The sequence below is a fragment of the Glutamicibacter uratoxydans genome, assembly GCF_006539925.1.
Taxonomy (GTDB): domain Bacteria; phylum Actinomycetota; class Actinomycetes; order Actinomycetales; family Micrococcaceae; genus Glutamicibacter; species Glutamicibacter uratoxydans.
In genome coordinates this window covers 1-23,939 of record NZ_BJNY01000031.1, presented here as the reverse complement: position 1 = coordinate 23,939, position 23,939 = coordinate 1, and the positions used below count along the sequence as shown (strand labels likewise).

At 59.8% G+C, this 23,939-nt stretch carries 22 protein-coding genes; 11 read left to right on the top strand and 11 right to left on the bottom strand.

What is annotated here, in order from left to right:
- Positions 1-55 precede the first annotated feature (55 nt).
- Complete coding sequence (locus tag AUR04nite_RS17270) at positions 56-1,657, bottom strand: alkaline phosphatase D family protein (RefSeq protein ID WP_141367462.1); 1,602 nt, start codon at positions 1,655-1,657, stop codon at positions 56-58.
- 177 nt (positions 1,658-1,834) lie between these two features.
- Between AUR04nite_RS17270 and AUR04nite_RS17265 the strand changes: the two genes are divergently transcribed.
- Positions 1,835-2,662: an aminoglycoside 3'-phosphotransferase gene (locus AUR04nite_RS17265; protein WP_141367460.1), complete on the top strand. Its 828-nt coding sequence runs from the start codon at positions 1,835-1,837 to the stop codon at positions 2,660-2,662.
- A 21-nt stretch (positions 2,663-2,683) separates the two neighbouring features.
- On the opposite strand, the gene AUR04nite_RS17260 is transcribed toward AUR04nite_RS17265, so the two are convergent.
- The 3 genes from AUR04nite_RS17260 to AUR04nite_RS17250 form a co-directional block, all read right to left on the bottom strand.
- A complete protein-coding gene (locus AUR04nite_RS17260) occupies positions 2,684-3,184 on the bottom strand; it encodes a hypothetical protein (protein ID WP_218024703.1) in 501 nt (166 codons plus the stop codon).
- A 204-nt stretch (positions 3,185-3,388) separates the two neighbouring features.
- Positions 3,389-4,063: a response regulator gene (locus tag AUR04nite_RS17255; RefSeq protein ID WP_141367455.1), complete on the bottom strand. Its 675-nt coding sequence runs from the start codon at positions 4,061-4,063 to the stop codon at positions 3,389-3,391.
- Positions 4,063-5,760 (bottom strand): sensor histidine kinase, encoded by a 1,698-nt coding sequence (locus tag AUR04nite_RS17250; RefSeq protein ID WP_141367453.1) that lies wholly within the window; start codon positions 5,758-5,760, stop codon positions 4,063-4,065. The genes AUR04nite_RS17255 and AUR04nite_RS17250 overlap by 1 nt, the downstream gene beginning before the upstream one ends.
- 186 nt (positions 5,761-5,946) lie before the next feature.
- Between AUR04nite_RS17250 and AUR04nite_RS17245 the strand changes: the two genes are divergently transcribed.
- Positions 5,947-7,365, top strand: a complete 1,419-nt coding sequence (locus tag AUR04nite_RS17245) for a CitMHS family transporter (RefSeq protein WP_141367451.1) — start codon at positions 5,947-5,949, stop codon at positions 7,363-7,365.
- 87 nt (positions 7,366-7,452) lie between these two features.
- Here the strand turns inward: AUR04nite_RS17245 and AUR04nite_RS17240 are convergent, their stop codons facing one another.
- A complete protein-coding gene (locus tag AUR04nite_RS17240; RefSeq protein WP_141367449.1) occupies positions 7,453-8,004 on the bottom strand; it encodes a mycothiol transferase in 552 nt (183 codons plus the stop codon).
- A 205-nt stretch (positions 8,005-8,209) separates the two neighbouring features.
- Between AUR04nite_RS17240 and AUR04nite_RS17235 the strand changes: the two genes are divergently transcribed.
- From AUR04nite_RS17235 to AUR04nite_RS17225, 3 genes are read left to right on the top strand one after another with little or no spacing between them, the layout of a single operon-like run.
- Entirely contained in the window at positions 8,210-9,103 is an 894-nt protein-coding gene (locus AUR04nite_RS17235) for a 3-methyladenine DNA glycosylase (protein WP_141367447.1), read from the top strand.
- 56 nt (positions 9,104-9,159) lie between these two features.
- Positions 9,160-9,573 (top strand): subtilase-type protease inhibitor, encoded by a 414-nt coding sequence (locus tag AUR04nite_RS17230; RefSeq protein ID WP_218024702.1) that lies wholly within the window; start codon positions 9,160-9,162, stop codon positions 9,571-9,573.
- 60 nt (positions 9,574-9,633) lie between these two features.
- On the top strand, positions 9,634-11,211 hold the full coding sequence (locus AUR04nite_RS17225) for a cation:proton antiporter (protein WP_141367443.1): 1,578 nt from the start codon (positions 9,634-9,636) through the stop codon (positions 11,209-11,211).
- Positions 11,212-11,220: 9 nt separating this feature from the next.
- On the opposite strand, the gene rlmC is transcribed toward AUR04nite_RS17225, so the two are convergent.
- Positions 11,221-12,351, bottom strand: a complete 1,131-nt coding sequence (gene rlmC / locus AUR04nite_RS17220; RefSeq protein WP_141367441.1) for a 23S rRNA (uracil(747)-C(5))-methyltransferase RlmC — start codon at positions 12,349-12,351, stop codon at positions 11,221-11,223.
- A 177-nt stretch (positions 12,352-12,528) separates the two neighbouring features.
- Between rlmC and AUR04nite_RS17215 the strand changes: the two genes are divergently transcribed.
- Complete coding sequence (locus AUR04nite_RS17215; protein WP_141367439.1) at positions 12,529-13,512, top strand: ankyrin repeat domain-containing protein; 984 nt, start codon at positions 12,529-12,531, stop codon at positions 13,510-13,512.
- A gap of 3 nt (positions 13,513-13,515) precedes the next feature.
- Here AUR04nite_RS17215 and AUR04nite_RS17210 read toward each other — a convergent pair whose 3' ends face one another.
- On the bottom strand, positions 13,516-13,926 hold the full coding sequence (locus tag AUR04nite_RS17210) for a YchJ family protein (RefSeq protein ID WP_141367437.1): 411 nt from the start codon (positions 13,924-13,926) through the stop codon (positions 13,516-13,518).
- Positions 13,927-14,124: 198 nt separating this feature from the next.
- On the opposite strand from AUR04nite_RS17210, the gene purS reads away from it, so the two are divergent.
- From purS to AUR04nite_RS17185, 5 genes are all read left to right on the top strand, one after another.
- Positions 14,125-14,376, top strand: a complete 252-nt coding sequence (gene purS / locus AUR04nite_RS17205; protein WP_047118085.1) for a phosphoribosylformylglycinamidine synthase subunit PurS — start codon at positions 14,125-14,127, stop codon at positions 14,374-14,376.
- On the top strand, positions 14,376-15,128 hold the full coding sequence (purQ, locus tag AUR04nite_RS17200) for a phosphoribosylformylglycinamidine synthase subunit PurQ (RefSeq protein ID WP_141367435.1): 753 nt from the start codon (positions 14,376-14,378) through the stop codon (positions 15,126-15,128). The genes purS and purQ overlap by 1 nt, the downstream gene beginning before the upstream one ends.
- Positions 15,125-17,428 carry a phosphoribosylformylglycinamidine synthase subunit PurL gene (gene purL / locus AUR04nite_RS17195; RefSeq protein ID WP_141367433.1) on the top strand — a complete coding sequence of 768 codons (2,304 nt, stop codon included), beginning with the start codon at positions 15,125-15,127 and terminating at the stop codon, positions 17,426-17,428. The genes purQ and purL overlap by 4 nt, the downstream gene beginning before the upstream one ends.
- Positions 17,429-18,144: 716 nt before the next feature.
- Positions 18,145-19,380 carry a sensor histidine kinase gene (locus tag AUR04nite_RS17190; RefSeq protein WP_170184264.1) on the top strand — a complete coding sequence of 412 codons (1,236 nt, stop codon included), beginning with the start codon at positions 18,145-18,147 and terminating at the stop codon, positions 19,378-19,380.
- 52 nt (positions 19,381-19,432) lie between these two features.
- Positions 19,433-20,110 carry a response regulator gene (locus AUR04nite_RS17185; protein ID WP_141367429.1) on the top strand — a complete coding sequence of 226 codons (678 nt, stop codon included), beginning with the start codon at positions 19,433-19,435 and terminating at the stop codon, positions 20,108-20,110.
- A gap of 20 nt (positions 20,111-20,130) precedes the next feature.
- On the opposite strand, the gene AUR04nite_RS17180 is transcribed toward AUR04nite_RS17185, so the two are convergent.
- From AUR04nite_RS17180 to AUR04nite_RS17165, 4 genes are read right to left on the bottom strand one after another with little or no spacing between them, the layout of a single operon-like run.
- On the bottom strand, positions 20,131-21,060 hold the full coding sequence (locus AUR04nite_RS17180) for a hypothetical protein (protein WP_141367427.1): 930 nt from the start codon (positions 21,058-21,060) through the stop codon (positions 20,131-20,133).
- Positions 21,060-22,301, bottom strand: a complete 1,242-nt coding sequence (locus AUR04nite_RS17175) for a M16 family metallopeptidase (protein ID WP_141367425.1) — start codon at positions 22,299-22,301, stop codon at positions 21,060-21,062. The genes AUR04nite_RS17180 and AUR04nite_RS17175 overlap by 1 nt, the downstream gene beginning before the upstream one ends.
- Complete coding sequence (locus AUR04nite_RS17170) at positions 22,295-23,173, bottom strand: phosphotransferase family protein (protein ID WP_141367423.1); 879 nt, start codon at positions 23,171-23,173, stop codon at positions 22,295-22,297. Before AUR04nite_RS17170 ends, AUR04nite_RS17175 begins: the two co-directional genes overlap by 7 nt.
- Positions 23,170-23,808 carry a flavoprotein gene (locus AUR04nite_RS17165; protein ID WP_141367421.1) on the bottom strand — a complete coding sequence of 213 codons (639 nt, stop codon included), beginning with the start codon at positions 23,806-23,808 and terminating at the stop codon, positions 23,170-23,172. The genes AUR04nite_RS17170 and AUR04nite_RS17165 overlap by 4 nt, the downstream gene beginning before the upstream one ends.
- Positions 23,809-23,939: the final 131 nt, after the last annotated feature.

The window sequence follows — 23,939 nt, the reverse complement described above, 5'->3', positions numbered from 1 at the left end:
GGCCAGCAATGCTGGCCGCCCGCGGTTTCTGTGTAGAAAGCCCAGCGCAGCAGCCTCAGCGCTGCGGATCCAAGGTTCTGCGGTAGACGACCTCGCCCAACCCGTTGCGCAGGGAGACAGTGAAGCGGTCCTGCTCGTCGAGGTCCACATGTCCGAAGAACTGGCCCTTGCCATCGCGCGGAGACTGATTGGTGGTGCCAGCCAAAGAGAAATCGACCTTGGGGCCGAAGGTGCCGTCCATCGCATTCGGGCCGAAGGATCCGGCGTTGACCGGGCCGGCGACGAACTCCCAGAACTCGTTGAAGCCCTTGAACGCCGCCCGCTCAGGAGAGTAATGGTGGGCTGCGCAGTAGTGCACGTCGGCGGTCAGGAAAACAACGTTCTTCACGCCGCGGTCCTTGATGGCCTTCAGCAGCCGCGCAAGTTCCAGCTCGCGTCCCAGCGGCGCCCCGTGATCTGCGTTCGCAATTGATTCCTGCGCCTTGCCGTCGGGCACGATGACTCCCAGCGGCAGGTCGTTGAGCACCACTTTCCAGGTCGCGGTGGAGGAGGCCAGCGAGTCCACCAGCCAGCGCAGCTGCTCCTCGCCGAAAATCGGAGTTTCCTGCGTTTCCAGCCCGGCGGTGTTCTCCCCCTTGGCGCTGCGCATGTCCAGGGCGAAAAGGTCCAGCGCCGGTCCGCGCGAAATCTTGCGGTAGATGCGTGCGGCCTCAAAGCCGGTGCCCCTGCGCATGGCCCGGGGGTCCGCGATGGGCTGGTATTCCTGCCAGGCGCGGCGCCCGCGGGCCGCCAGGATGTCCACGTCGTGCACCGTGTAGCGCTCGTCCTGGATGATCTGCCCCGGATACCAGTTGTTGTGGGTCTCGTGGTCGTCCCACTGGGCGATGACTGGCACCTGCGCATACATGGCGCGGACGTTCTCGTCGAGCATGTTGTAGCGGTGGCGGCCGCGGAACTCGGCGAGGGTTTCAGCGACCTTGGAGACTTCCTCGGTGACCAGGTTGCGCCAAATCTGTCCGTCGGGTTCCACGACTTCGGCGGCGATGGGCCCGTCGGCGTAGATGGTGTCGCCGCTGTGGATGAAGAAGTCGGGTTTGGTGGCGTGCATGGCGGCATAGGCGCGCATGCCGCCGATCTCTTCGTTGATGCCCCAGCCTTGGCCGGCGGTGTCCCCCGACCAGACGAAGCTCTGGGCGCGGACCGCATCGTGGTTCCGGCGCCCGGTGCTGCTGGCCGCGGTGGTGAAGTGTCCGGTGCTGGTCTGTCCCCAGGTGCCGAATTCATCTTCAAAGCCGATGCGCACCGCAAATCTGGTGCCTGCCGGCAGGTGCTGCGCCGAAATCTTCGCCGTGAAGTCACTCTGCTCGGTGGCCCAGGCTCCGCGCAGCGTGCGGTTGAACTGGCCGCGGCCCCGGATCACCTGTCCGAACTCGTCAATTGCCTGCAGCTGGGCGCGCAGCCGGCCGCGGCCGCTGGAGCGGGCCCACAGCACGGCATCTCGCGTGGAAACGTCGCCCATGGAGAATCCGCTGGTCAGTTCCAGCCGCCGGCGCACCAGGCGCGGTGCTGCGAAGGCGGATGCTGGGGTGCTGCCCATGGCAAGAGCGGCGGTGGCCAGCGTTCCGGTGATAAGTTTACGGCGCGATAATTCAGTCATGGCGAGAGTATCCCGCCCCGCCTTGACCGGCTGGCATCGGCAAGGTTAATGCGGTCTTACGCCAGGCTGGAAAAGCGCATCTTCCCTGCGGGCGCGGAGCTTTCCCACCGCGCGTAGAGTGCATGGGCCCGGGGCCGATGGACACTTTCGGAAGTACACTGGGGCTACGCTTAAGTCATGGCCTCCACGCTTGGCCGGCAGGAGCGCCGTCGGAAGGATAGACCCATCAGCAAGCCACGGTTCATTGCCACTTCACCGCCAGCAGACATCCCCGTGCCGCGGCAGGTACAGGCAGCCGCGGGCAACGACAAGATCATTCCCGTGTGGAGCAACCAGCTTGGCGGCCTGACTTTCAAGCTTGTGGGAGATTCCTCGGTCCGCTTTGCCAAGTTCTCGCCGCTTCATAGCGCCAAGCCCGACACCAAGGCCCTGGACCTGCAGGAACTGGACATGCGCCATGAAGTTGAGCGCCTTGAATGGGCTTCGCGCTACGTTCGCGTGCCGCAGGTATTGGGGTTCGATGAGTTCGACGATGGGCAGCTGCTGGTCACCGCCGCGCTGCCGGGGGTCAGCCTCGTGACCGAATTCGGTCGGGAACACCCCGAAGAGGCGGCCCGGGTGCTGGGCGCGGGGCTGCGCGAGCTGCATGCCAAGCTCCCGGTTCAGCAGTGCCCCTTTGAATGGAGCCTTGCTTCCCGGACGGCGCAGCTGCCCCACGAAGTCCGGGAGCGTTTCCTGGCTGAAGCACGCGATGAAGATCTTGTGGTCTGTCATGGCGACCCCTGCGCTCCGAATACGCTCTTCAATGAAAGCTTCCAGCTCGTTGGCCATGTCGATCTGGGTACGATGGGCGTCGGGGACAGGTGGGCCGACTTGTCGGTCGCAGCGTTGAGCACGATCTGGAATTTCGGCTACGGCTACGAACACTGTGTTTATGAAGGCTATGGGATCGATCCCGATGAGCAGAAAATCGATTTCTACCGCAGGTTGTGGGACGCCACCTAGGGTGTGCGCCCCACAGCCGGGCTATGCGAAGATTTTCGCCAGCGCCGGGCTCTGTGCCTCAAGAAGCGCATTCCATTGTTTGCCCAGGCCCCACACGCTGCCTGCATTCGTTGCGGCCAGCACCACCAGCGCCGCCGCATAGACGATATGCTCGTCGATCACCGGATTATTCGACAGCGGCAAGGCACTGAGCCACATAAGCAGCATCAGTGCGGTGCCGGCAACCGCCAGGGCCCGCAGGCCGATCCCCAGCAGCAGTCCGACGCCCAGCGCCCCGAGTCCGAGCATGAAAAGCAGGTCGACCACGAGCGATCCTGCCATGGGAGCGAAGAAGCCGGAAGCCGCCCCTTCCAAGTGGCCCAGGTAGCCTGCAGTCGGGCTGCCGCCGTGCAGCCAGGACTTCTGCGATGGGGTGGAGAAGCCCAGGCCGAAGAGCTTGTCGACGAACGCCCAGAGGAAGACGAGGCCCAAGACGATGCGCAGTACGGCAAGGACGACTGCTGGCTGGGAACCTGTTGACATAGCGGCTGCTGGTGCGTGTTCAGATGATGTTTGAGTAGTCACGGATCAACAATAAGGGCAACCTAAATATCCGAAGTCTCGATTAGCCAAGATTGACCTTGCTAAATTTGGTTCTAATTTAATGGATTAAATTTCCGCATTTCATGCAGTGAATCATCGTGTGCATCAGCAGGTCACAATTCGTCACGTTGTCGCGACTTGGCATCAGCGCGCTACGTACCTGTGCTCCGGGCGGCCACGCGTGCCGTATCCCAGCTGGAGTTCCAATGCATCATTGGCAACCAGTGCGGCAAGGTAGCGCTGAGCCGTAGCCCGGGCAACGCCCACCGACTCGGCGACCTCGGCGACGCTCAGCGGCCCTGTCGCTGCCTTGACACAGGCAAGCACCGCCTGCTCGGTCGGCGCCGCTCCGGAGCTTGAGGCGGCAGACTCTTCAGCCCCCTGCAGCGTCCTATACAACCGGTCCACGCCCTGCTGATCCAGCTGCGCGGCAGTCTCCAGCTGTCGGCGGTACCTCGCCCAGCCTCTGAGCTTCGAGGCCAGGGTCTTCGCATCGAAGGGCTTGATGATGAACGACAGGGCGCCGCGGGCGATGGCCTGCGATACGTTCTCCGGCTCGGTTGCGGCGGAGATCATGATGGCATCCACCCCCAGCGCCGGCAGCAGCTCAAGGCCGCTGACATGCGGAAGGTAGAGGTCCAAAAGCACCAGGTCCGGCTTATGGCTGGAGATCGCCTTCGGCACCACCCGCGGATCCTGGATGGGCTCCAGCGCTTCGAATCCTGCAATCGCATTGACCATTTCCGCATGCAGGGCGCCGACGCGGAAGTCGTCGTCGACGATCAGCACCCGGTAGTTCCCCGCGGTCTTCTGGCTCATCATCCGTTCCCTTCCCGTAGGTGGCGAGAAATAGTCGAGTTTTTCGCGTCGTCGATCACGGCGGGGAGCCGCGCACACACCACGGCGCCCGCCCCTGAGCCTCCTGGATCCGCAACCCATACGTCGCCGCTGCGGGCTCGCGCCAATCTGCGGATCAGAGGCAACCCGACGCCTTTCCCGTGGGTCGATCCGAGGCTTGAACCAGTGGAAACATCCGGGGCAAAAATATCCAGGCCCGGAGGTATTCCCGGCCCGGAATCCGAAACCGCCAGGTGAAGCGTCGCGCCCTCGGAGAGCAGGTCAACCTCGACCCAGCGGTCCTCATCGGATTTCAGGGCCGCGGTAAAAGCGTTGTCGAGCAGGTTGCCCAGCACCGCGGTGGCGTCCTGCGCATCGTGGGCCGAGGCAATCTGGCCAAAAAGCATTGACTGCGGCGAGACGCGCAGCTGAACTCCCAGCTCGTGGGCGCGCACCGCCTTAGCGGAGATGAACGCCGAAAGATAGGCATCCGACACCGCTTCAAGGCCGGGAACCTGCGCAATTTTGGGGCCGGTTTCCATCACCTCACGCAGATATTCCTCCGCCTGCTCCATCTTGCCCAGGCTGATCAGCCCGAGCACCGCATGCATCCTATTCGCGAATTCATGGCGCTGGGCGCGCAGCGCATCCGCCATGTCCTGCACCGCGTCCAGCTTGGTACCCAAGGCCTCGATGGTAGTCACATCGCTGAGCAGCACCACCTGGCCCAGATCTACACCGTCCCGGGTCACGTCAGTGACCTTGGCAATCAACGAATTGCCGTTGACCGCTAAGCGGACCGGCGCCTTGTTCCGATCCCTAATCGCTGCGACCAGGGCAGGATCCAGCCCGGCCGAAGCAAAATGCCGGCCGACGACGTCTTCCAGCTGGGTCCTGTGCGGCAAGCCCAGAAGCTGGCGCGCCGCCTTATTGCGCACGGTGATCCGGCGGTCGGGGCCGATGCCGATCACTCCCTCGGTCACGCCGTAGAGCACCGCCTGCTGGTCTCTGACCAGCTGGGCGATTTCGGACGGCTCCAAGCCGAGGGTTTGGGCCTTGAGGCGGCGAACGGTGAATCGCCCAGCCAGTACTGCCAGCACCGCGGCCATGACTGCAAAGAGCGCAATCCAGCTAAAGGAGGTCATCAAGGCACCGGTCAGCGAGTCAGTGGTGACACCAACTGACACCTCACCTATAACTATGCCTTTGGCAGAATATATTGGAACCTTGGCACGCACCGATTCGCCCAGCGTTCCATGATCACGCGACACGTCCTCGATTCCAGCCAGCGCCACCGGATCGGTAGATACCTTCTGCCCCAGCTCCTGCGGATTCGGGTGACTCAGGCGCAAGCCCCTGTCCTCGGTGATCACCACAAAATATGCCTCGCCCCGGGCGACGATCGCCTCCGCCATCTGCTGCAGCGGCCCGGTCTTCAGGCGCTGTGCATCCAGCTTGTCTTCACCCGCATAGTGCTCGACTTCGGCAATGACCGAGGGCATTACCGCCACCGAACGGGCAATGGTCAACGAGCGGTTCTCCGCGCGCTGGAAGACGTTGTCATAGCTGGCATAGAGGGTCCCGGCCGTGACCAGCACGATCAGGAAGCCGATCACAAGGAATTGCAGACGCATGATGCGCGATGCAAAGTGCCTGGGTCCTGAACGTACAGCTGACATGCACCCAGCATAACCACAGAATCGGCCCGCCGAGTTTTATGAGCAAAAAGATTCAAATAACCAAAAGGGTCAAGAAAATAGCACAACCGGACCAGCGTGAGCACCGCCACGTAGCTTGAATAGGCATCCTCATTCCGCTGGGTGCCACGACGACGTGTCACCTGAACACCAAAGGAGGTCGGGGCAATGCTAGTTGCACTCGGATTCCTCATGGTCGCCACCTTCATGGTGCTGATCATGACCAAACGCATGACTCCGCTGTTGGCGCTGATCATTGTCCCTACCGCATTCGGGCTGTTCGCCGGGGCAGGCTTCGGCCTGGGCGACATGATCATGGACGCGATCAAGTCGATGTCTGGAACCGCAGCCCTGCTGATGTTCGCCATCATGTACTTCGGCCTGATGATCGACGTAGGCCTGTTCGACCGCCTGGTTGCAGGCATCCAGAAGCTGGTCGGCAACGACCCGGCCAAGGTCATCATGGGCACCGCGCTGCTCACCGCAGTCGTCTCGCTGGACGGCGACGGCTCGACCACCTTCATCGTGGTCACCGCGGCCCTGCTGCCGATCTACCAGCGCCTGGGCCTGAGCCCAGTGGTGCTCACCTGCGTGGCCGGCCTGACCAATGGCACCTTGAACATCGTCCCGTGGGGCGGCCCAACCGCCCGCGCGGCCGCGGCGCTGGGCGTCGAGGCTTCCGACATCTTCGTTCCCATGCTGCCTTCGCTGGGCATCGCACTGGTAGTCATCGGCATCTTCGCCTGGCAGATGGGCATCGCTGAACGCCGCCGCATGCAGCGCGAGCGTCCAGAACTGTGGGGCACCTCCTTCGGCGGCGGCAACATCACCGGCGGCAACGGCGGCAAGACTCCGGGCGGAACGTCCGGCTCCCCTGTTGCAGTGCTCGAAGCAGTTGCCACCAAGGGCACTGGAACCGAAGCCGCCACCCTTGACGGCACCGTGCTGGATCCGAACCGCGACACCCTGCGCCCGAAGACCTTCTACTTCAACCTGATCCTGACCGTCGCCATCATGGTTCTGCTCGTGGTGGACGTGCTCCCGCTGTCCTACCTGTTCATGGTCGGCACCGCACTCGCCCTGGTAGTGAACTTCCCGAAGGTCTCCGACCAGGTGAAGATGATTTCCTCCCATGCCAGCGAAATCATCGCAGTGGTCTCCATGGTGCTCGGCGCTGCGGTTCTCACCGGCGTCCTTTCCGGAACTGGAATGGTGGATGCCATGAGCAAGTGGCTGGTTGACATCATCCCGACCTCGATGGGCCCGTACATGGCAGTGATCACCGGCCTGATTTCCATCCCTGCCACCTTCCTGATGAGCAACGACGCCTTCTACTTCGGCATCCTTCCGGTGCTGACCGAGGCTGGCGCGCACTTCGGAGTTCCGGCAGTGGACATGGCCCGCGCCTCGATCACCGGCCAGCCGGTGCACATGCAGTCGCCGCTGGTTCCGGCAATCCTCCTGCTGGTTTCCCTGGCCCGCGTGGACCTGGGCGACCACCACAAAAAGGTTTTGTGGCGGGCATTGGTCGTCAGCCTGGTCATGCTGGCTTCAGCCGTTCTGCTCGGAGTCATCCAGATGGGCTGATCCTGCGGAATCTTCCCAAAGATCCGTCGTCAGCGTGGGGCGGTGCACCTTCAACGGTGCACCGCCCCAAGTGTTTAATGCCGCTGGCTATGTTGTGAACCATGCCGGCGCATAATCCCACGGCGGATCTTCTCCAACACGCCCGTCCACCGCTTCCCGAATGAGGTCGGCATGCCCTGTATGCCGCCCGTATTCCTCGATGAGGTCGCAGATGATGCGCCGAACGCTGGGGCGCTGGCCGTCGAATTCCTCAGCGATTAGCTGCTCCAGCGCATCGGGGGCTTCCAGCCCCTGCTGGATCCTGCGGCTCTGGGCTACTGCCCTGTCGTATAACTCGTAGACCTGCCGTGAATCGGCGGCGTCCACGTCGAAGGGATCCCGCTGGGAGTCCCTGAACTCCAGCAGCGTCTCCGGCTTGCTGCGGGCGATGAGCCACGTGAATTTTTCATCCTCCACGCAGGCCAAATGCTGCAGCAGCCCGCCGAGGCTGAGCCGGCTCGGCCCATGCCGATACGACAATTCGCTGATCGACAGCCCATCGCATTTATAGCGGAATGTCGCCCGCAGCCGTTCCAGCATTCCCCACAGATGCTCATGTTCTCCCGCCGCAATTGGCGGCTCCCACTGTGGTGCGTTCATAGGTTCGCGTCCTTTGCCTGCCTGATTTCCGAGGTTCAACAGTGAGCAGTCTAGAACTACGCGGCGCCACATAGTAGGGGCCGGAGGCACCTGCCAGGGATCTGTCGGCGCTCGAAGCGCGGCGGCATCTCTTGCGAAAGGGTCGGATCTGTGAGTTCAGAAACCAAAGTGGAGTTCGGTGCAGGTCTGAACGGATAATTGAAGCATGCCCCAGACCTTCACCGTCCTTTCTGCTGCCGAATGGACCAAGCAGGCGGCCGCCCACGAGAATCGTGCGCGGGTGTTCGGCGAGCCCTTTGTTGCACGGCGGATGAAGGCGCAGAAGCATCCGATCGAAGATTTTCTGTTCACCTACTACACGCAGAAGCCTGGACAGCTATACCGCTGGCACCCGGGCCGCGATGTAGTCCTCACCGGTGAGCGGGCGGCAGAGCGCTCCAGCTGGAAGTTCTACCGCAGCGTCGACACCGAGCAGGGACCGGGGTTCACCTTCGACGCCGAGGCTTTCGCCACGGCGCGTGCCGGGAATATCCGCTACGCACAACTGATCCTCTCGCAGACCATCACCAGGCCTGCGAACTTCGCCTGCTTCGGCCTGCACGAATGGGCCATGGCCTACAAGTCTGAAGTCAACGGCATCCGCCACGAGTACCTGCCGCTGCGCCTGGGCGCCTCGGGCACCGACGACGTAGTGGAATCGCACAAGATCCGCTGTACGCATTTCGACGCGTTCAGGTTCTACACCCCGCAGGCGGCGCCGCTGAATGAGCTTCAACCGACCCGGGACAGCCAGCGGGACCTGGAGCAGCCAGGTTGCCTGCATGCCAACATGGATCTGTACAAGTGGGCCTACAAGCTCGCCCCTGCGGCCAGCAGCGAACTGGTCATGGACTGCTTCGAATTGGCCTGGGACATTCGCACCATGGACATGCAGGCCTCGCCCTATGACCTGGGCGATTGGGGGCACGAGCCGATCCGCATTGAAACGCCGGATGGCAAAGCCGAGTACGTCCGCCGGCAGAAGCAGTTTGCGCAGCGCGCCGAAACGCTGCGCTTGCGGCTTTTGGAAGTCGCTAATTCCTTGAACGTGCCAGAATAGCGCTCTGCCCCTAGCCCTGCGCCGTTGGCAGATGGACAATGAAGCGCATGGGAATCATGCGAAGAAGATCGGCGGTGGCAGCTGTGCTGCTCGGCGCCCTGTGCACCGCTTCCTTCTCCGGGTGCGCCGCACAGGCGCCCAGTAGCGCACCCACCCATCTGGAAATCACGATTCGGGCGGATGGCAATGCCATTTCGGCGCAGTTTCTCCTTGACTGCAATGGAGCCAATGCCCTTGATTCAAGCACGCTTCCCAATGCGGCGGATGCCTGCAAATTAATCACAGACAAGCCCGAAATAATTTCCAGCCAGGACGACCCGCAGGCAATCTGCACCGAGATCTACGGCGGACCTGAGAAGGCCGAAATCAGCGGGAAGCTCGCGGGGAAAACCATCAGTACCAGCTTCAGCAAACACAACGGGTGCGCCATAGAACGCTGGAATAGGGCAGAACTATTGCTGGATCAGTGAGCCGTTATACAGGGTCAAATACCCGGGATTCAGACCCCATACAACATAGAATTAAATACTATGGAGTTCTTCCTGCTGGTAATCGCGCTGCTGTTCGCCACGATCTTGATCGTGGGTATTGGCGAGCGGATAAAACTCCCCTATCCGATTCTCATGCTCATCTTCGCCATGCTGGCGGGCTTCCTCCCGTTCATGCCGGAGATGCACATTGACCCGGAACTGATACTCCCCATCTTCCTGCCACCGCTCCTGTTCGCCACCGCGCAGCGCAGCAGCTGGTCAGTGTTCCGCTTCCGCTGGAAAGCGCTGATCCGGCTCGCGGTGATCCTCATCGTGGTCACCGCCGGTGCCGTGGCCGCCACCGCCTGGGCCTTCGCCCCGATTACTTCTCTGCCCCTGGCTTTGGCCCTGGGCGCGGTCGTCGCCCCGCCGGATCCCGTGGCGGTTGACGCGATCGCCACGAAGGTCAAGATGCCGCGGCGGCTGACCTCGCTGCTTGAAACCGAGGGCCTGTTCAACGACGCCATGGCCATCGTGCTGTTCCAGCTGGCAGTGCAGGCCACCGTCAACAAGTCTGATGTCGGGCTGGAAATCATCCCGCAGTTCCTGCTCGGCGCCGCCGGGGCGGTCATCCTCGGCCTGGCCATGGGCTGGCTTATCGGTGCGCTCAACCGCTTCGTCCCGAACCTTGCAGCACGTTGCGCGGCAACCCTGGTGGCCCCCTATGCCGTCTACATGATCGCCGAGGAGCTGCATATTTCAGGCGTCATTGCCGTGGTCGTCACCGCCTTGGAAATGGTGCGCCGGGACCGGCCGCAGGACTCCCAGGAGCGGCTGACCCGCCATGCCTTCTGGGAAGTTCTGGAAATGCTCGCCACAGGTCTTGCCTTCGGCCTGATGGGCATCGAGATGAACCAGGTCATCCAGGAAGAGGGCAAGAACCTGCTCGGCTTCGTCCCCGGTGTGATGGCCATCTGCATCGTCGTCATCCTGGTGCGCGGGCTGTGGATGTTCGGCTCCTACTACCTGCCGAACCGTTCGAACCCGAAGATTCCGGCGGCCAAGGACACCCTGGTTCTGACCTGGTGCGGCATGCGCGGCCTGGCCACCCTGGCGCTGGCTTTGGCGCTGCCGAAGTACACCGCCGACGGCTCCCCCATCGAGGCGCGCAACTTCGTGGTCGTCGCCGCCTGCATGGTGCTGCTGACCACGCTGGTAGTCCCAGGCCTGGCCCTGCCGTCGCTGATGCGCGTGCTGAGGCTGCGCAACAACGAGCAGGACACCAAGCGGGCCCGGCGCATGCTGGCGCGTCGCGCCGAATCCGTGGCGATCAAGGCGCTGAAGGAGAACATCGAGCTCACGCAGCTGCCGGAGAACTACCAGCAGGCAGTGCGCCGGCGCATGAATTCGCTGCATACAATCCTGGCCCAGGACCCGGATCCCCATGATGCGATCTCCGATGAGAAGTACACGCAGATCCGCGCGGTGATCGCCAAGGCAGACTCGATTCAGGGCATCGCCCTGGAGGCAGCCCGCGACGAGCTGCTCAAGGCCCGGCGCGAGCCGAACGTGGACCCGCATCTGGTCGATGAAATCGTCGGCCGGCTGGACCGCCGCACCGCGACCCTTGACCGCTAGCCGCGGCGGCTAGGCCGCGCTGCGCTGCAGCTTCACGATGACCTCGTAGTGGTTGGTCTGCGGGAACATGTCCATCACCCGAGCCAGCTGCGGGGTGTAATTGCTCAGGCGCTTGAGGTCGCGCGCCAGCGACTGGGCGTTGCAGCTGGAATAGATGATGTGTTCAACATCTGAATCGTTCAGCCACTGCGAGAGCTCGGCTGAGATGCCGCGCCGCGGCGGGTTCACGATCACCGCGTCCGGCGCCCATCCAGCGTTCAGCGCGAACTCGGTGGCGTCCTGCGCCATGAAGTGCGCGTCCTCCAGCCCCAGGGAAGCGGCGCTGGTCTTGGCGGCTTCAACTGCCTCGCTGCTGGTCTCGATGCCGTAGACCGCCCGCCCCGGCGCTGCGCTGTGCAGCGCAAAGCCGCCGACGCCGCTGTACAGGTCCCAAACGCTTTCCGGATTCACGTCGTTGATCCATTGGGCCGCCTGGCGGTACAGGGCCGCCGCAATCTGGGTATTGGTCTGGAAGAATCCCTGCGGGCGAAGGTGCATGGGGATGCCGTTGAGCTCGAACTGCAAGGTGGTGCGGCGGGTCAGGATGATCTCTTCTTCGCCTTCGAGCACCGCCTTGTGCTCGGGAAGGAAATTCACCGATACGACGGAGCCCGGTGGCAGCTGCTCGACGAACTGCGGCAGGGAGCTGCGCAGCGCCACGAAGTGCTTCTTGGTGCGCAGCACCCAGCGGACCATGATCGCCCCGGTGTCCGAGAGCGTCAAGATCACGTGCTTGAGCTCGCCCTTGCGCTTGGGCACGTCATAGGGAATCAGCTTCAATTCGCGGATGAAGCGCTCGATGACGGGGAACATGGCCCGCAGCGCCGGGTCGATGACCCCGCAGTTGCGCAGGTCCACGCCGTGTCCTTCGGCGTCGAGAATTCCAATGGTCGGCTGCGCGGTGGTTCCGGAAATCACCATCTTCGCCTTGTTCCTGAACCCGGCCTCATTGCTTGGCTGGGCGGGGAGGAACGCCAGCGTGTCGAAATCTGCCAACAGGTGCTGGCAGTGATCCACTTTGCCCTGCAGCTGGTCGAGGTAGGGCACGTTCATTAGGGTGCAGGATCGGCAGCGTGAGGCGGAGAAATAAAGGCATTCCATGGTGCCTTTGATTTTAGCGAAGAACGCCGGGGCGCACATCAAGAGTTCTCGACGCGGATTGACCGCAAATTTTCAGCTTCCCGGGCTAAGCTCAATTTCGGATCAAATGGTTTTCGAGAAAGATCATCCCGCGCCAGCGTTGGCCGGGATGCAGGTTGGCAGGCCGCGAAAGGAAAGATGGCACTTCGTAGTTCGCACGTCAAAACACATCGTGGTGTGGTGTTATTGGCCCTTCCCATCGCTGCAGTCCTCGGCGCATGCACCGCCTGCGGCCAGGGCGCACCGCAAACCGAAAATGTTGTTTCAGCTCCCACTGCTTCGGCGCAGGATTCCCAGGCGCCAGCGAAAACTGCCAAGCAAACTCAAGAACCAGCAGAATCTGCAGCTCCTTCCACTTCGAAAGAGCCCAGCATCGCGGCGCCGAGCCACAGTGCAACTTCTTCCCAGGCCCCTGAGCCTTCTGCCTCCACCAAGGCGGCTCCGGCATCGACCCTTGCTCCGCTGTCTTCTGGGGATTCCGCCGGCTCCACCGTGACGGTGCTGCCCAGCGCGGCTCCGCAGCTGTCCAAGTCCACCCGGGCGCTGTTTGCCGCTGTGCAAAACGGCAGCATCAAAGACGCCAAGAAGGCGCTGAAGGACGGCGCCGACGTCACAGCCCAGGATTCGGCAGGGCGCACCCCGATGATGCTCGCTGTGCGCAAGGGCAATGCCGCGCTGGCAAAGCAGTTGCTGGACGCGGGATCCAATCCGAATGCCAAGGACGACTACCAGGATTCGCCCTTCCTGCATGCTAGCGCCACCGGGATGACTTCCACAGTGACCCACTTCCTGGCCCGCGGCGCAGACGTTGATGCAACGAACCGCGTGGGCGGCAACGCACTGGCGCTGGCCTGCGAGACCGGCCAGGTCGGCACCGTTCGGGCCCTGCTGAAAACCGACATCGACGTAGACCACGTCAATGACCTGGGCTGGACAGCGCTGCATGAAACGATCGTGCTGGGGCAGGGCACCAGCAACTACGTCACCATTGCCCGCATGCTGGTCACCCACGGCGCCAACCCGAATCTGAAGGACCAGACCGGATCAAACGCCTTCGAATTGGCCAGCGACCGCCAGCAGAACCAGATGGTCAACATGCTGCGCCAGGTCAGCCGCTACTAGCTCCTAGAGCGCATCCACGTAGTACCAGGCGCCGTCTTCCTTCACGAAGGTGCTCACCTCATGCTGGCTTCCGGCATTCGCGCCCCGGCCGTAGTGGGCGGCGAATTCAACCACGCCGCGGCTTGCCTGCGCTCCCCCGGAACGGGTCTTGATGATTTCCAGTCCCGTCCACTCAAGTTCTTCATCCAGCTGAAGATCCTGCGGGCGGGTCGATTCGTGCCAGGTGTCCAGCAGGTACTGCTCAAGCAGCAGCACGAAGGCGCTGTAGCGCGAACGCATGAGCGCTTCAGCGGTTTCCGGCAACACGGTTTTGTCCTGACAGCCCAAGTGGAAGGGCTGGCAGCACTGGGCGTAGCTGGGCTTGTGCTCGTCGAGCGCGCGGCAGGGACAGGTGGCTGGCAAGGAGTTTTCCATCCGTTCAGCTTAGCCGTGAGCCTAAGATCACATGCATAAGTCCTAGAAGAATTAGTTGTTTGCCACACAGACAGGTTTCCCACGTCACTTTCACCGGTAGACTTGATCCTGCAAGCTCGCGGAGCGCCAAATCCCAAGGTGTGAGACGGCACCTCCGCGTGGCATTTAACCTCACTTCGCGCACAGGAGATACGCCGGATGCCCCGCATCGTTGTAGATGTCATGCTCAAGCCAGAAATCCTTGACCCCCAGGGCAAGGCCATTGCGGGAGCGCTGCCCCGCCTGGGCTTCAACTCCTTCGAAGCTGTCCGCCAGGGCAAGCGCTTTGAACTCACCGTTGACGGCGAGGTGACCGACGCAATCCTGGCTCAGGCCCGCGAAGCCGCCGAGACCCTGCTGTCCAACCCGGTCATCGAAGACGTCGTCAACGTCGAGGTCGTCGCAGACTAATGAGCACCGAACTTCCACTGATTGGCGACTACTCGACGCCAAGCCCCGAGCTGTCCGGTGCCCGCATCGGCGTGGTGACCTTCCCAGGCACCCTTGACGACCGCGATGCCGCACGTGCAGTGCGCGCCGCCGGCGCCGAAGCCGTCTCCCTGTGGCATGCAGACACCGACTTGCAGGACGTTGACGCCGTGGTCATCCCCGGCGGCTTCTCCTACGGCGACTACCTGCGCGCCGGCGCCATCTCCCGCTTCGCACCGATGATGGACAAGATCGTCGACGCAGCGAACTCGGAGGCCAAGCTGCCCGTGCTGGGCATCTGCAACGGCTTCCAGATCCTCACCGAGGCGCACCTGCTGCCCGGTTCGATGATCAAGAACGACCACCTGAAGTTCATCTGCCGCGACCAGGTGCTGCGTGTAGAGAACAACCAGACCGCCTGGACCAACGGCTACGAGGCCGGCCAGGAGATCACCATCGTGCTGAAGAACCAGGACGGCCAGTACGTTGTCGATGACAACACCCTTGCCGAACTGGAAGCCGAGAACCGCATTGCGTTCTCCTACGTGGGCTGGAACCCGAACGGCTCGCGCCGCTCCATCGCCGGCGTGACCAACAAGGCGGGCAACGTGGTGGGCCTCATGCCGCACCCGGAGCACGCCATCGAGGTCGGCTACGGTCCGGACCACCGCGGCACCGACGGCCTGACGTTCTTCACCAGTGTTTTGACCCACCTCGTTGGAGGCAAGAAGTGAGCCAGGATTTCAACATCGACACCGTAGGCAACGCAGCTGCCACCCCGGATGTCGAACTGCCATGGGCCGAGCTGGGCCTGAAGCAGAACGAATTCGAAGAGATCGTCAAGATCTTGGGCCGCCGCCCTACCGCGGCTGAGCTGGCAATGTACTCGGTCATGTGGTCCGAGCACTGCTCCTACAAGTCCACCAAGAACCACCTGCGCCAGTTCGGCCAGAAGGTCACCGAGGAGATGAAGAAGGACCTGATGGTCGGCATGGGCGAAAACGCCGGTGTCACCGACCTGGGCGACGGCTGGGCCGTGACCTTCAAGATCGAATCGCACAATTCCCCGTCCTTCGTGGAGCCATACCAGGGTGCTGCCACCGGCATCGGCGGCATCGTGCGCGACATCATCTCCATGGGCGCCCGCCCGATCGCCGTGATGGATCCGCTGCGCTTCGGCGCGATCGACCACGAGGACTCGCAGCGCGTGGTGCACGGCGTGGTCTCCGGCATCGGCGGCTACGGCAACTCGCTGGGCCTGCCGAACATCGGCGGCGAGACCGTGTTCGACCCGATCTACCAGGGCAACCCGCTGGTCAACGCGCTGGCTGTCGGCGCGCTGCGCCACGAGGACCTGCGCCTTGCCAACGCCTCCGGCGTGGGCAACAAGGTAGTGCTCTTCGGCGCCCGCACCGGCGGCGACGGCATCGGCGGCGCTTCGGTGCTCGCCTCAGAGTCCTTCGACGACACCAAGCCTTCCAAGCGCCCAGCGGTCCAGGTGGGCGACCCGTTCGCCGAGAAGGTGCTCATCGAGTGCTGCCTGGAGCTGTTCAAGGCTTCGCTGGTCGAGGGCATCCAGGACCTGGGCGCCGCAGGCATCTCCTGCGCCACCAGTGAGCTGGCATCCAACGGCGAAGGCGGCATGCAGGTCGAGCTGACCGACGTGCTGCTGCGCGACTCCACCCTGACCCCGGGCGAAATCCTGATGTCGGAGTCCCAGGAACGCATGATGGCTGTCGTCACCCCTGAAAACGTCGAGGCGTTCGAGGCTGTCATGGCCAAGTGGAACGTTGAGTACTCCTGGTTGGGCGAGGTGACCGACACCGACCGACTGATCATCACCTGGAAGGGCGAGGTCATCGTCGATGTGGATCCGAAGACCGTGGCCCATGACGGCCCTGTCTACGACCGCCCGTACGCCCGCCCAGAATGGCAGGATGCGCTGCAGGCTGACACCTTCCGCTCCTCGGAAGCTGGCGCCAACCTGCCTGAATCCGGCGATGAGCTGAAGGCTGCGCTGCTGGAGCTGATCGCTTCGCCGAACCTGTGCGACAAGTCCTGGATCACCCGCCAGTACGACCGCTACGTCGGCGGCAACACCGCACTGGCCGCCCCGGATGATGCAGGCGTGGTCCGCATCGACGAGTCCACCGGCCTCGGCGTTGCCATCGCCACCGATGCCAACGGCCGCTACACCTACCTGGACCCGTACGCCGGCGCGCAGCTGGCACTGGCCGAGTCCTACCGCAACGTCGCCACCTCCGGTGCGATCCCGGCTGCGGTATCCGACTGCCTGAACTACGGCTCCCCAGAGGATCCGGATGTCATGTGGCAGCTGGCCGAGGGCATCCGCGGCCTGTCGGATGCCTGCATGGAGCTGGGCGTCCCTGTCACCGGCGGCAACGTTTCGCTGTACAACCAGACCGGCGACCGCGCCATCCACCCGACCCCAGTGGTAGCCACCCTGGGCAAGCTGGATGACGTAGCCCGCCGCACCCCATCGGGCTGGCGCGAAGAGGCCGACGGCCAGGCCATCTACCTGATCGGCACCACCGCCGATGAGCTGGACGGCTCCGAGTTCGCCAACCTGCGCGGACACCTGGGCGGCCTGCCTCCAAAGGTCGACCTGGCTGCCGAAAAGGCACTGGGCGCGATCCTGATCAACGCCAGCCGCGACGGCATGATCGACTCGGCGCACGACCTCTCCGAAGGCGGCCTCGCAGCAGCCTTGGCTGAGATGGTTCTGCGCTACGGCGTCGGCGCCCGCGTGGCACTGGATGAGATCAAGCAGCGCGACGGCATCGATTCGTTCACTGCACTGTTCTCCGAATCCCAGGCCCGTGCACTGGTTGCCGTCCCGCGCAGCGAAGAGGTCCGCTTCAACGACATGACCAGCGCCCGCGGTGTGACCGTGGCACGTCTGGGCATCGTCGATGCACAGTCCGGCTCCCTTGAGGTGCAGGGCGAGTTCACCGCTACCGTGGATGAACTGCGTGAAGCCAACGAAGGCACCATGGAAAAGTACTTCGGCTAAACCCTGAACTGCTTTTCTAGACAGGTGGCCCGCTTCCCCTCTTGGGAAGTGGGCCACCGGCTTATGTTCTCCAAGATTCTCTACCGCACAGGCAGGCTGCTTGCGGTTCAAACAGCCAAAGGACCTGCCTGTTCCTCATGAACAATCTGCGGAATACCGCGCCGCTGAATCCAACTATCCAAGTGCCACGTATTCGGATGCGGCTAGTTTGAATTCTTCAAATTTAATACGGGCCTGGTTTTCGATATTCGAATCCAAAAGGCACATAAACATACATATTGGCTTCGAGGTCTAGTTTGCAATGGCCGGCTTGTCCTAGCACCACCAGCCAAGCTGTGCACACCAGAATCCTGTTGTAGCTGGCGCAGCTGGAACGAATGCGAAGACCGAAGGCACAACCGATACCGCCAGCACAAGATACTTTTTCACAGATCAACCTTTCAAAGAATACTTATCAACGAGCCGCTCGCCCGATCCGATCTAGATAAATATTTTCACTACGGTTGATTTTCGATATTGTACAAAAGAACAACATTCCGGGTTTTTGTTTTCGGCATCGATCAGGCGCCACAGGTTACCGCGCTTCACTAATTGCTCCAAGAACCAAGGCTACTGGCTGGCTCGGCTTGAATCTGAGTATTTCGGCTCACCATTGCACAATGGAAAATGTCGTAAGAATTTCAGGGAGGCCAAGAATCGATGACAGAATGAAACCTGTGCATCTATCAACCTCTTTGAAATACCAGTTGAATCCACTGTCGCCTGGGATCGCAGGTCGAGTTGTGCCTGCAATCATCGCCGTATCCCTCTATTTAGTAGATATCAGCACCGGTGGATTGCAGTTTGCGCCGAGCCCAGGGTTCCTATGGCTCGCGGTTCCATACTCCCCGCTCTTGGCCCTTTCTATTGGCCGGTTTCCTGGTGCGATCACTTGGATTTTCAGCACAGCACTCATCGTATTTCAAGGAATGTCTGGAGCGCTGCTTCTAGGCCTTATCTTCCCGTCAATGTTCCTTATGCTCTCATACTGCTACCAGATGAGGGACAAAAAGGACTTTTGGTTCCCCATTACTGCCGTCGCCGGATTGCCAGTCTTGAGGCTATTTTTTGATGGACCGCAATTGTCGCCAGCGTTCTTCGTAAGCCTCCTCACTGGGCTAGCAGCAGTCGCCGGTATTGCGCTCAACGCCTACCACAAACGTCACCTTTCGAACTCAGCGGAAATCGAGTCGCTAAAGCTCGAGAAAGAGCGTATCCGCAGAGAGGAACGGACACAGCTAGCGTACGAGCTACATGACATCATCGCCCATGATGTGACTGTCATAGCGATGCAGGCTCGCCGAGCCGAATTCGTTAAGGATCCCGATAAAACGAATCAAATACTTGCAGGAATTGGTGATGCTGCGCAACAGGCCCTCCAGGACCTAAGAAGTCTGGTGCTGGTCTTAAAACAAGACGATGATTCCGCAAGCCATGTCTCACCTTTGAGTGATCCTGTTGGAGGCATTACCTCCGAAGTCATGTTGCAGAGTTCCGGTGAGACGACCACCGCCATTGCATTAGTACATGATATAGAAGCTATCGCTACAGCAGTTCGTAATGCCGGCTTTATCGTTGACCTCAATATTTCCGGAAACGTTGGAAAAATCCCCGCAAGTATCCGCCAAGCGCTTCGACGAACTGCTCGCGAGCTTGGAACGAATATTCTCAAGCATGCGGCCACTTCTGGAACAGTTGACATCAGTCTTGAAATCTCCGACAACCAAGTACTTTTAGAGTCTTCAAACAAGATTTCTAGTGCAGTACCACTAATGTCTACAAACACCGGTTTGGAAGCCATGCGGGCTCGATGCGAAGCATTCGGTGGCAATGCACATGTCGAAAATCATTTTGATAATTGGTCTATCTTAATTAGAATCCCTTTGAGTGGCATTAAAATCGAGGTCATTTAGGTTTTGCCGATTCTGACTTTTCATATCTTTCATAAGTACTAAGGAGTACTCCGTGACCACGGTATTGCTTGTCGACGATGAAACCTTGACGAGAGAAATATTACGAGATTACCTCTCAGCGGATCCCACCATCATTATCGTTGGAGAAGCAGGTGATGGCGCAGCCGCAATCAAGCAAGCCGTAGCATTGAAGCCTCAGGTGATCCTCATGGATATGCAGATGCCACTAATGGACGGCGTTGCAGCAACCCGTGAGATCCATAAGCTGCTCCCGGAAATAGCTATTCTTGGTCTGAGCTCATTTGCCACTGACCGATATGTAGTTGATCTTTTAAGAGCTGGCGCTTCAGGATATCTGGTCAAAGACACTAAACCTAAAGAGCTGACAGCAGCTATTAATAAGGTTGCTTACGGCGAATCAGTTCTCTCTCCAGAGGTGACACGACATGTAGTCAGCGGAATCTCTGAGTCGGTGCCAGCTGAAGTGGCACCCGATCAAAAATTGCTTGAAGTTCTTACCGATAAGGAATTGGAGGTCATTCGGTTACTTGGCCAGGGCATGAGCAACCGCGAAATGGCTACCGAACTGTTCGTAACGGAATCAACGATCAAAGCAAGGTTCGTAAAGATCATGGAGAAGCTTGGCGTTCGCGACAGGGTCCAGATCCTAGTAACCGCTATTGATAAGGGGCTCCTAGATTTGCGTGCTAGTTCCCGGGCTATGAACTAGCTTTATGGTCCATAAAGTTCTCATGACTTGCATTTACCAAGAACTTCCTCCAGAGGTCGAACAAACTCATTGAGCGCAGCTTCCAGAGCTGAATCATCAACTTCTATCAGTTTCTCTCGTGGTGATCGGATGAGGTTTCCGGACCACCCCATGGTTTCGTACTGAACTATTGAGTTTGCCAATTCTAAGGGAGCCCGCCACGCCCTACTTAGGTTGGCAATAGCAAATTCTCGTGCCTGTGACACGGCAGTTCGATTTTGCTCTGCACTAAATCCCTGAACGGCTTCGACTAAGCTCATCGAAGCTGCTAAAGAATTTTTCTGCGGAGCGACGATATTCCAGGAAATAGTAGGATTCCCGTTCTCCAGTTCACGACCAAGTTGAAGAATCGCACCAGTTTTTGAGTCGTTGAGCGCTGCGTACAACAGACTCAATGGCGTACCGACGAGAAGGCACATTGCCATGAAAGTCGCAGCCGGCGAAGTGACCCCCGACGGATCGATACCATGGACGAGAACCTGTTCGAATCCCTGAGAAGCAGTTTGTTTCAAACTGCTTCTAGCTGGCGTAGCTTCCACGGTACGGCAACCGTCAAAAGACTCCAACAATGTCGTTTCAAGCGCGCCATCAACATACTTCGGGGAGACGAGGGCTATAGCCGGCTTACCGAGTGCGTTTCTGGTCCTGCTGCGGATCTCAGCTTCAAAAGCGCGAGCCCATTGCCCTACCATTGAAGGTTCGATGATGGCAGAAAACCGAATACTCTCTGGGTCGGCACTCCATCCCTGCCAGACCGGAGTAAGTTGTGAAACTACCGCTGACGCCGCTTCTTGAAGTTCTTGGAGGGCCTGTTTAGTTGTCTCGCGCCCAGACCGCCAGCCTACTGACAGGGTAGAGAACTTCGAGCGTTCGTCGTGGATTACGGTAATCGAATGCCCTGTATCAATCATTACTGTTCCTCCTGTGAAGGCAAAAGTTCAAGGACATGCCAGGACCTGTTCAAGAGACTTTCACTGGTTTTCTCGACCAGTGCTCGTGCTTGGGCCGGCTGTTCTCCCAAGGCCTTTAGGGCGTCATAGAAGCTGCGCACGAACGCGGTGTCCTGTCGCAGCAGTACGTCTCGTGCTATTGACCGGGCATGCGACTCATCATTGTGGATCTGTTTCTCCACAGTGAAAATCGCACGCTGAACTGCCCGTGCCGTCAAAGTGGCGTCAGCAAATTTTAGTGCCTGAATACGCGCTTCTGCTCCGAGCCCGGCAGGTCCATCTTCGATAAGAACAAACAGATCGTTCGTTGTCATGTCGCCCGCGCCGAACATTCCCGCACTAGCGTCTACCCCATTGAGCAAGCTCAGCATGGATGCGCAGATGGTCTCGCCGAGCAATTGCTCCGAGATTCCTGCCGAATCCGACATTGGTGCCACACTGATCACGCGTTTCTGCTTTACATTTGGAAGACCTATGCGACGGGCCGAGCTGCCGCGGAACAAAGCAGAACCTTGCTCGCTTCGAGCTGGCTGAGGCTGTTGAATGGGAATTTCCGCCTGTTCCAGTACCTTCATCATGGTTTCGGCTGCTGACGGCCCTGACGCAACAAGTACAGCTTCCGAGCTTCGATATCTAGTGGCATGGATACGACGGAGGGTGTCAGCCTCTGCTTTCCCTTGCAGTCCTTCGTCTCCAGACCCATCGTGGCTGTGGGCGAAGTCAGCCCACACCTGCGGAAGCATGTGAGGCCACGGAAGTATTTCTCCAGGAGCCTGGGAAAGACGTTGTCGACGTTCCGTAGCCACAGCAGCGATTTGATCCAGAATTTGTTGTTCATTCAACGACGGATTGAAAACCTGCTCAACTAGGCGGTCGACCATTGCCTCTAGGTGGTGTGGAAGCCCGGTTTCATAAAACTCGGTGTAATTCATATGGGTGTGCCCACCGAGAACTCCTCCAGTCGACTGAATCGCTTGTTCGCGTTCTTTCGAACTGCAGCGCTGTGAATCCTGATAAACCATGTGCTCCAGCAAATGCATAAAGCCCTCTTCACCAGGCAATTCGTCTCGCATCCCCGAAGGGAAAGCAAGTACCACCGTCGTTGTGAGTGCGCGTGGATCGCTAATGGAGATCAGCTGAGTACCTTGAGGCAAGGTCTTGCTCAAGGAATCTTGGCCCAAACTGTCCTTAGCTTTCAACATGTGGTCCTCCTAAAAACTTTGCTGCTCAGTGAGTTCATCAATCGATCGGCTAGATGCAGTAGTAGTCCTGCATGTTCCTCACTTGCACCGGCATAATGGTGCCAGTCATAAGCGTGTTGTGACAGGCGATATGCCGATGAAACGTTCCACTCATCGGTGCTGTAGCTGTTCGGCACTTCGCTCATCAATCCCTTTCGGACAGCAGCGACGTTGTCTTGGAGGTCGGGGTAAAAGGCTTCCAACTCAGCAAGTTCGCCAAGCACCCATCCGAAATCGAAGTGGGGGTCGGCTATTCCAAGATCCTCCCCCGTGAGCAGAACCTGGTCGTTCGGGTTCGTCGAAACAAGAAAGTGGGCCATGCCCGGTTGTCCGTGTGAAACACAGCGGTCCGAACTTTGGGCCATTGATTGAGCCCATTCGCGGAGTATCGACAGATTCTTGGAACCTAGGATCCTATTTGCAATTTTCCATTGACCGTTTAACCAATCCTGCGAACGCTGCAAAGATCGGGGGGACATATCATGTGTTAGCGCTGCACCGGCAGGCGATACATGTACCAAATTAATGGCCTTGCCCCACTGCACTCCGATTTTTCTCAGTTGCGCAGGCGTCTGTGTGTGGAGTGCTGTGTGCATCGTCATCTCAGCGGTAACCACGTACTTGCGCCGCGTTCCATCGCCTTGGCCGATTGCTAGAAGTTGCTCGTTCTGAGTGTCCTGAAAGCTAACTGTGTGATCAGAAAAAGCATAGCGCGCCTTATCTCCAAGTTCATGCAGCCAATGGAATGCTGCCCCGGTTGAATAAACCTTGGTTTTAAGGAGCCCCGTCTGCACGCTCTGGACTAGTGATGCGTCGTTCTCAAGTAATTTCACGTCGCAACCGGTTCTGATTTTACTTCGGCGTGCTCAGACCGGAAAGCTTCGATTTTGCGAAGCACATCAGGGAACGCCGGTGGGACCCATGCGTGGGTAACCTCGCTAGATTCACTGTTACCAGGGACTGGGTCAATCACCATGAAATTTGACGGTGCACGTAGCTTTTCAAGTGTGCCGCGGACTATCTCATTGTTCATGGCACGCGGTGGGAGCGCAGGCGCAATACAGACGGGAGCGTTAGTTGTCAGTGCGGCTAATAATGAAGGGGAGTCGGTAATACCGTTGGCCAGACGAGAAATGTAGTCAAGCGTTGCAGGGTAAATAAGAATTAGATCTGCCCATTCTGCGAGCTCAATATGCGCTGCAATTACTTCATCAGACCATTCATCCTGCTGCACCCGCGTTCGCATACGCGCTTCAAAACCATGTTTAGTTGCGAATCTTTTAGCGGATTCACGCATGATAACTCTGAACTCAGTATTCGGCGCAGCTTCTCTAACCCAGTCCATCCAGAACGGCATGATTTGGGTCATCGTTGAGCCCGTCAGCACCACGGCAACTTTGCAAAACTCGAATTTTTCGAGCGATAGATCAAGAGTCGTGGCGGTTGCTGCACTTTGATTGGTAATCATACTTTTCCTTGATTATTCCTATGACCAAGGCGGTTCGTTGGTTAGTTTGACCAACGAACCGCCAGTGGTCTACCTGTGGGAAATTAGCAGCCCAAGGTCAGCGTCGCGCCGATAATGACTCCAGCACAGAA

Coding starts and splice junctions, on each gene's coding strand:
- purS (WP_047118085.1), top strand. CDS start 14,125: ATGCCCCGCATCGTTGTAGATGTCATGCTCAAGCCAGAAATCCTTGAC.
- AUR04nite_RS17180 (WP_141367427.1), bottom strand. CDS start 21,060: ATGATTGATACAGGGCATTCGATTACCGTAATCCACGACGAACGCTCG.
- AUR04nite_RS17270 (WP_141367462.1), bottom strand. CDS start 1,657: ATGACTGAATTATCGCGCCGTAAACTTATCACCGGAACGCTGGCCACC.
- AUR04nite_RS17165 (WP_141367421.1), bottom strand. CDS start 23,808: ATGATTACCAATCAAAGTGCAGCAACCGCCACGACTCTTGATCTATCG.
- AUR04nite_RS17265 (WP_141367460.1), top strand. CDS start 1,835: ATGGCCTCCACGCTTGGCCGGCAGGAGCGCCGTCGGAAGGATAGACCC.
- AUR04nite_RS17255 (WP_141367455.1), bottom strand. CDS start 4,063: ATGAGCCAGAAGACCGCGGGGAACTACCGGGTGCTGATCGTCGACGAC.
- AUR04nite_RS17230 (WP_218024702.1), top strand. CDS start 9,160: ATGCGAAGAAGATCGGCGGTGGCAGCTGTGCTGCTCGGCGCCCTGTGC.
- AUR04nite_RS17215 (WP_141367439.1), top strand. CDS start 12,529: ATGGCACTTCGTAGTTCGCACGTCAAAACACATCGTGGTGTGGTGTTA.
- rlmC (WP_141367441.1), bottom strand. CDS start 12,351: ATGGAATGCCTTTATTTCTCCGCCTCACGCTGCCGATCCTGCACCCTA.
- AUR04nite_RS17260 (WP_218024703.1), bottom strand. CDS start 3,184: ATGTCAACAGGTTCCCAGCCAGCAGTCGTCCTTGCCGTACTGCGCATC.
- AUR04nite_RS17240 (WP_141367449.1), bottom strand. CDS start 8,004: ATGAACGCACCACAGTGGGAGCCGCCAATTGCGGCGGGAGAACATGAG.
- AUR04nite_RS17250 (WP_141367453.1), bottom strand. CDS start 5,760: ATGTCAGCTGTACGTTCAGGACCCAGGCACTTTGCATCGCGCATCATG.
- AUR04nite_RS17175 (WP_141367425.1), bottom strand. CDS start 22,301: ATGTTGAAAGCTAAGGACAGTTTGGGCCAAGATTCCTTGAGCAAGACC.
- AUR04nite_RS17245 (WP_141367451.1), top strand. CDS start 5,947: ATGCTAGTTGCACTCGGATTCCTCATGGTCGCCACCTTCATGGTGCTG.
- purQ (WP_141367435.1), top strand. CDS start 14,376: ATGAGCACCGAACTTCCACTGATTGGCGACTACTCGACGCCAAGCCCC.
- AUR04nite_RS17235 (WP_141367447.1), top strand. CDS start 8,210: ATGCCCCAGACCTTCACCGTCCTTTCTGCTGCCGAATGGACCAAGCAG.
- AUR04nite_RS17225 (WP_141367443.1), top strand. CDS start 9,634: ATGGAGTTCTTCCTGCTGGTAATCGCGCTGCTGTTCGCCACGATCTTG.
- AUR04nite_RS17210 (WP_141367437.1), bottom strand. CDS start 13,926: ATGGAAAACTCCTTGCCAGCCACCTGTCCCTGCCGCGCGCTCGACGAG.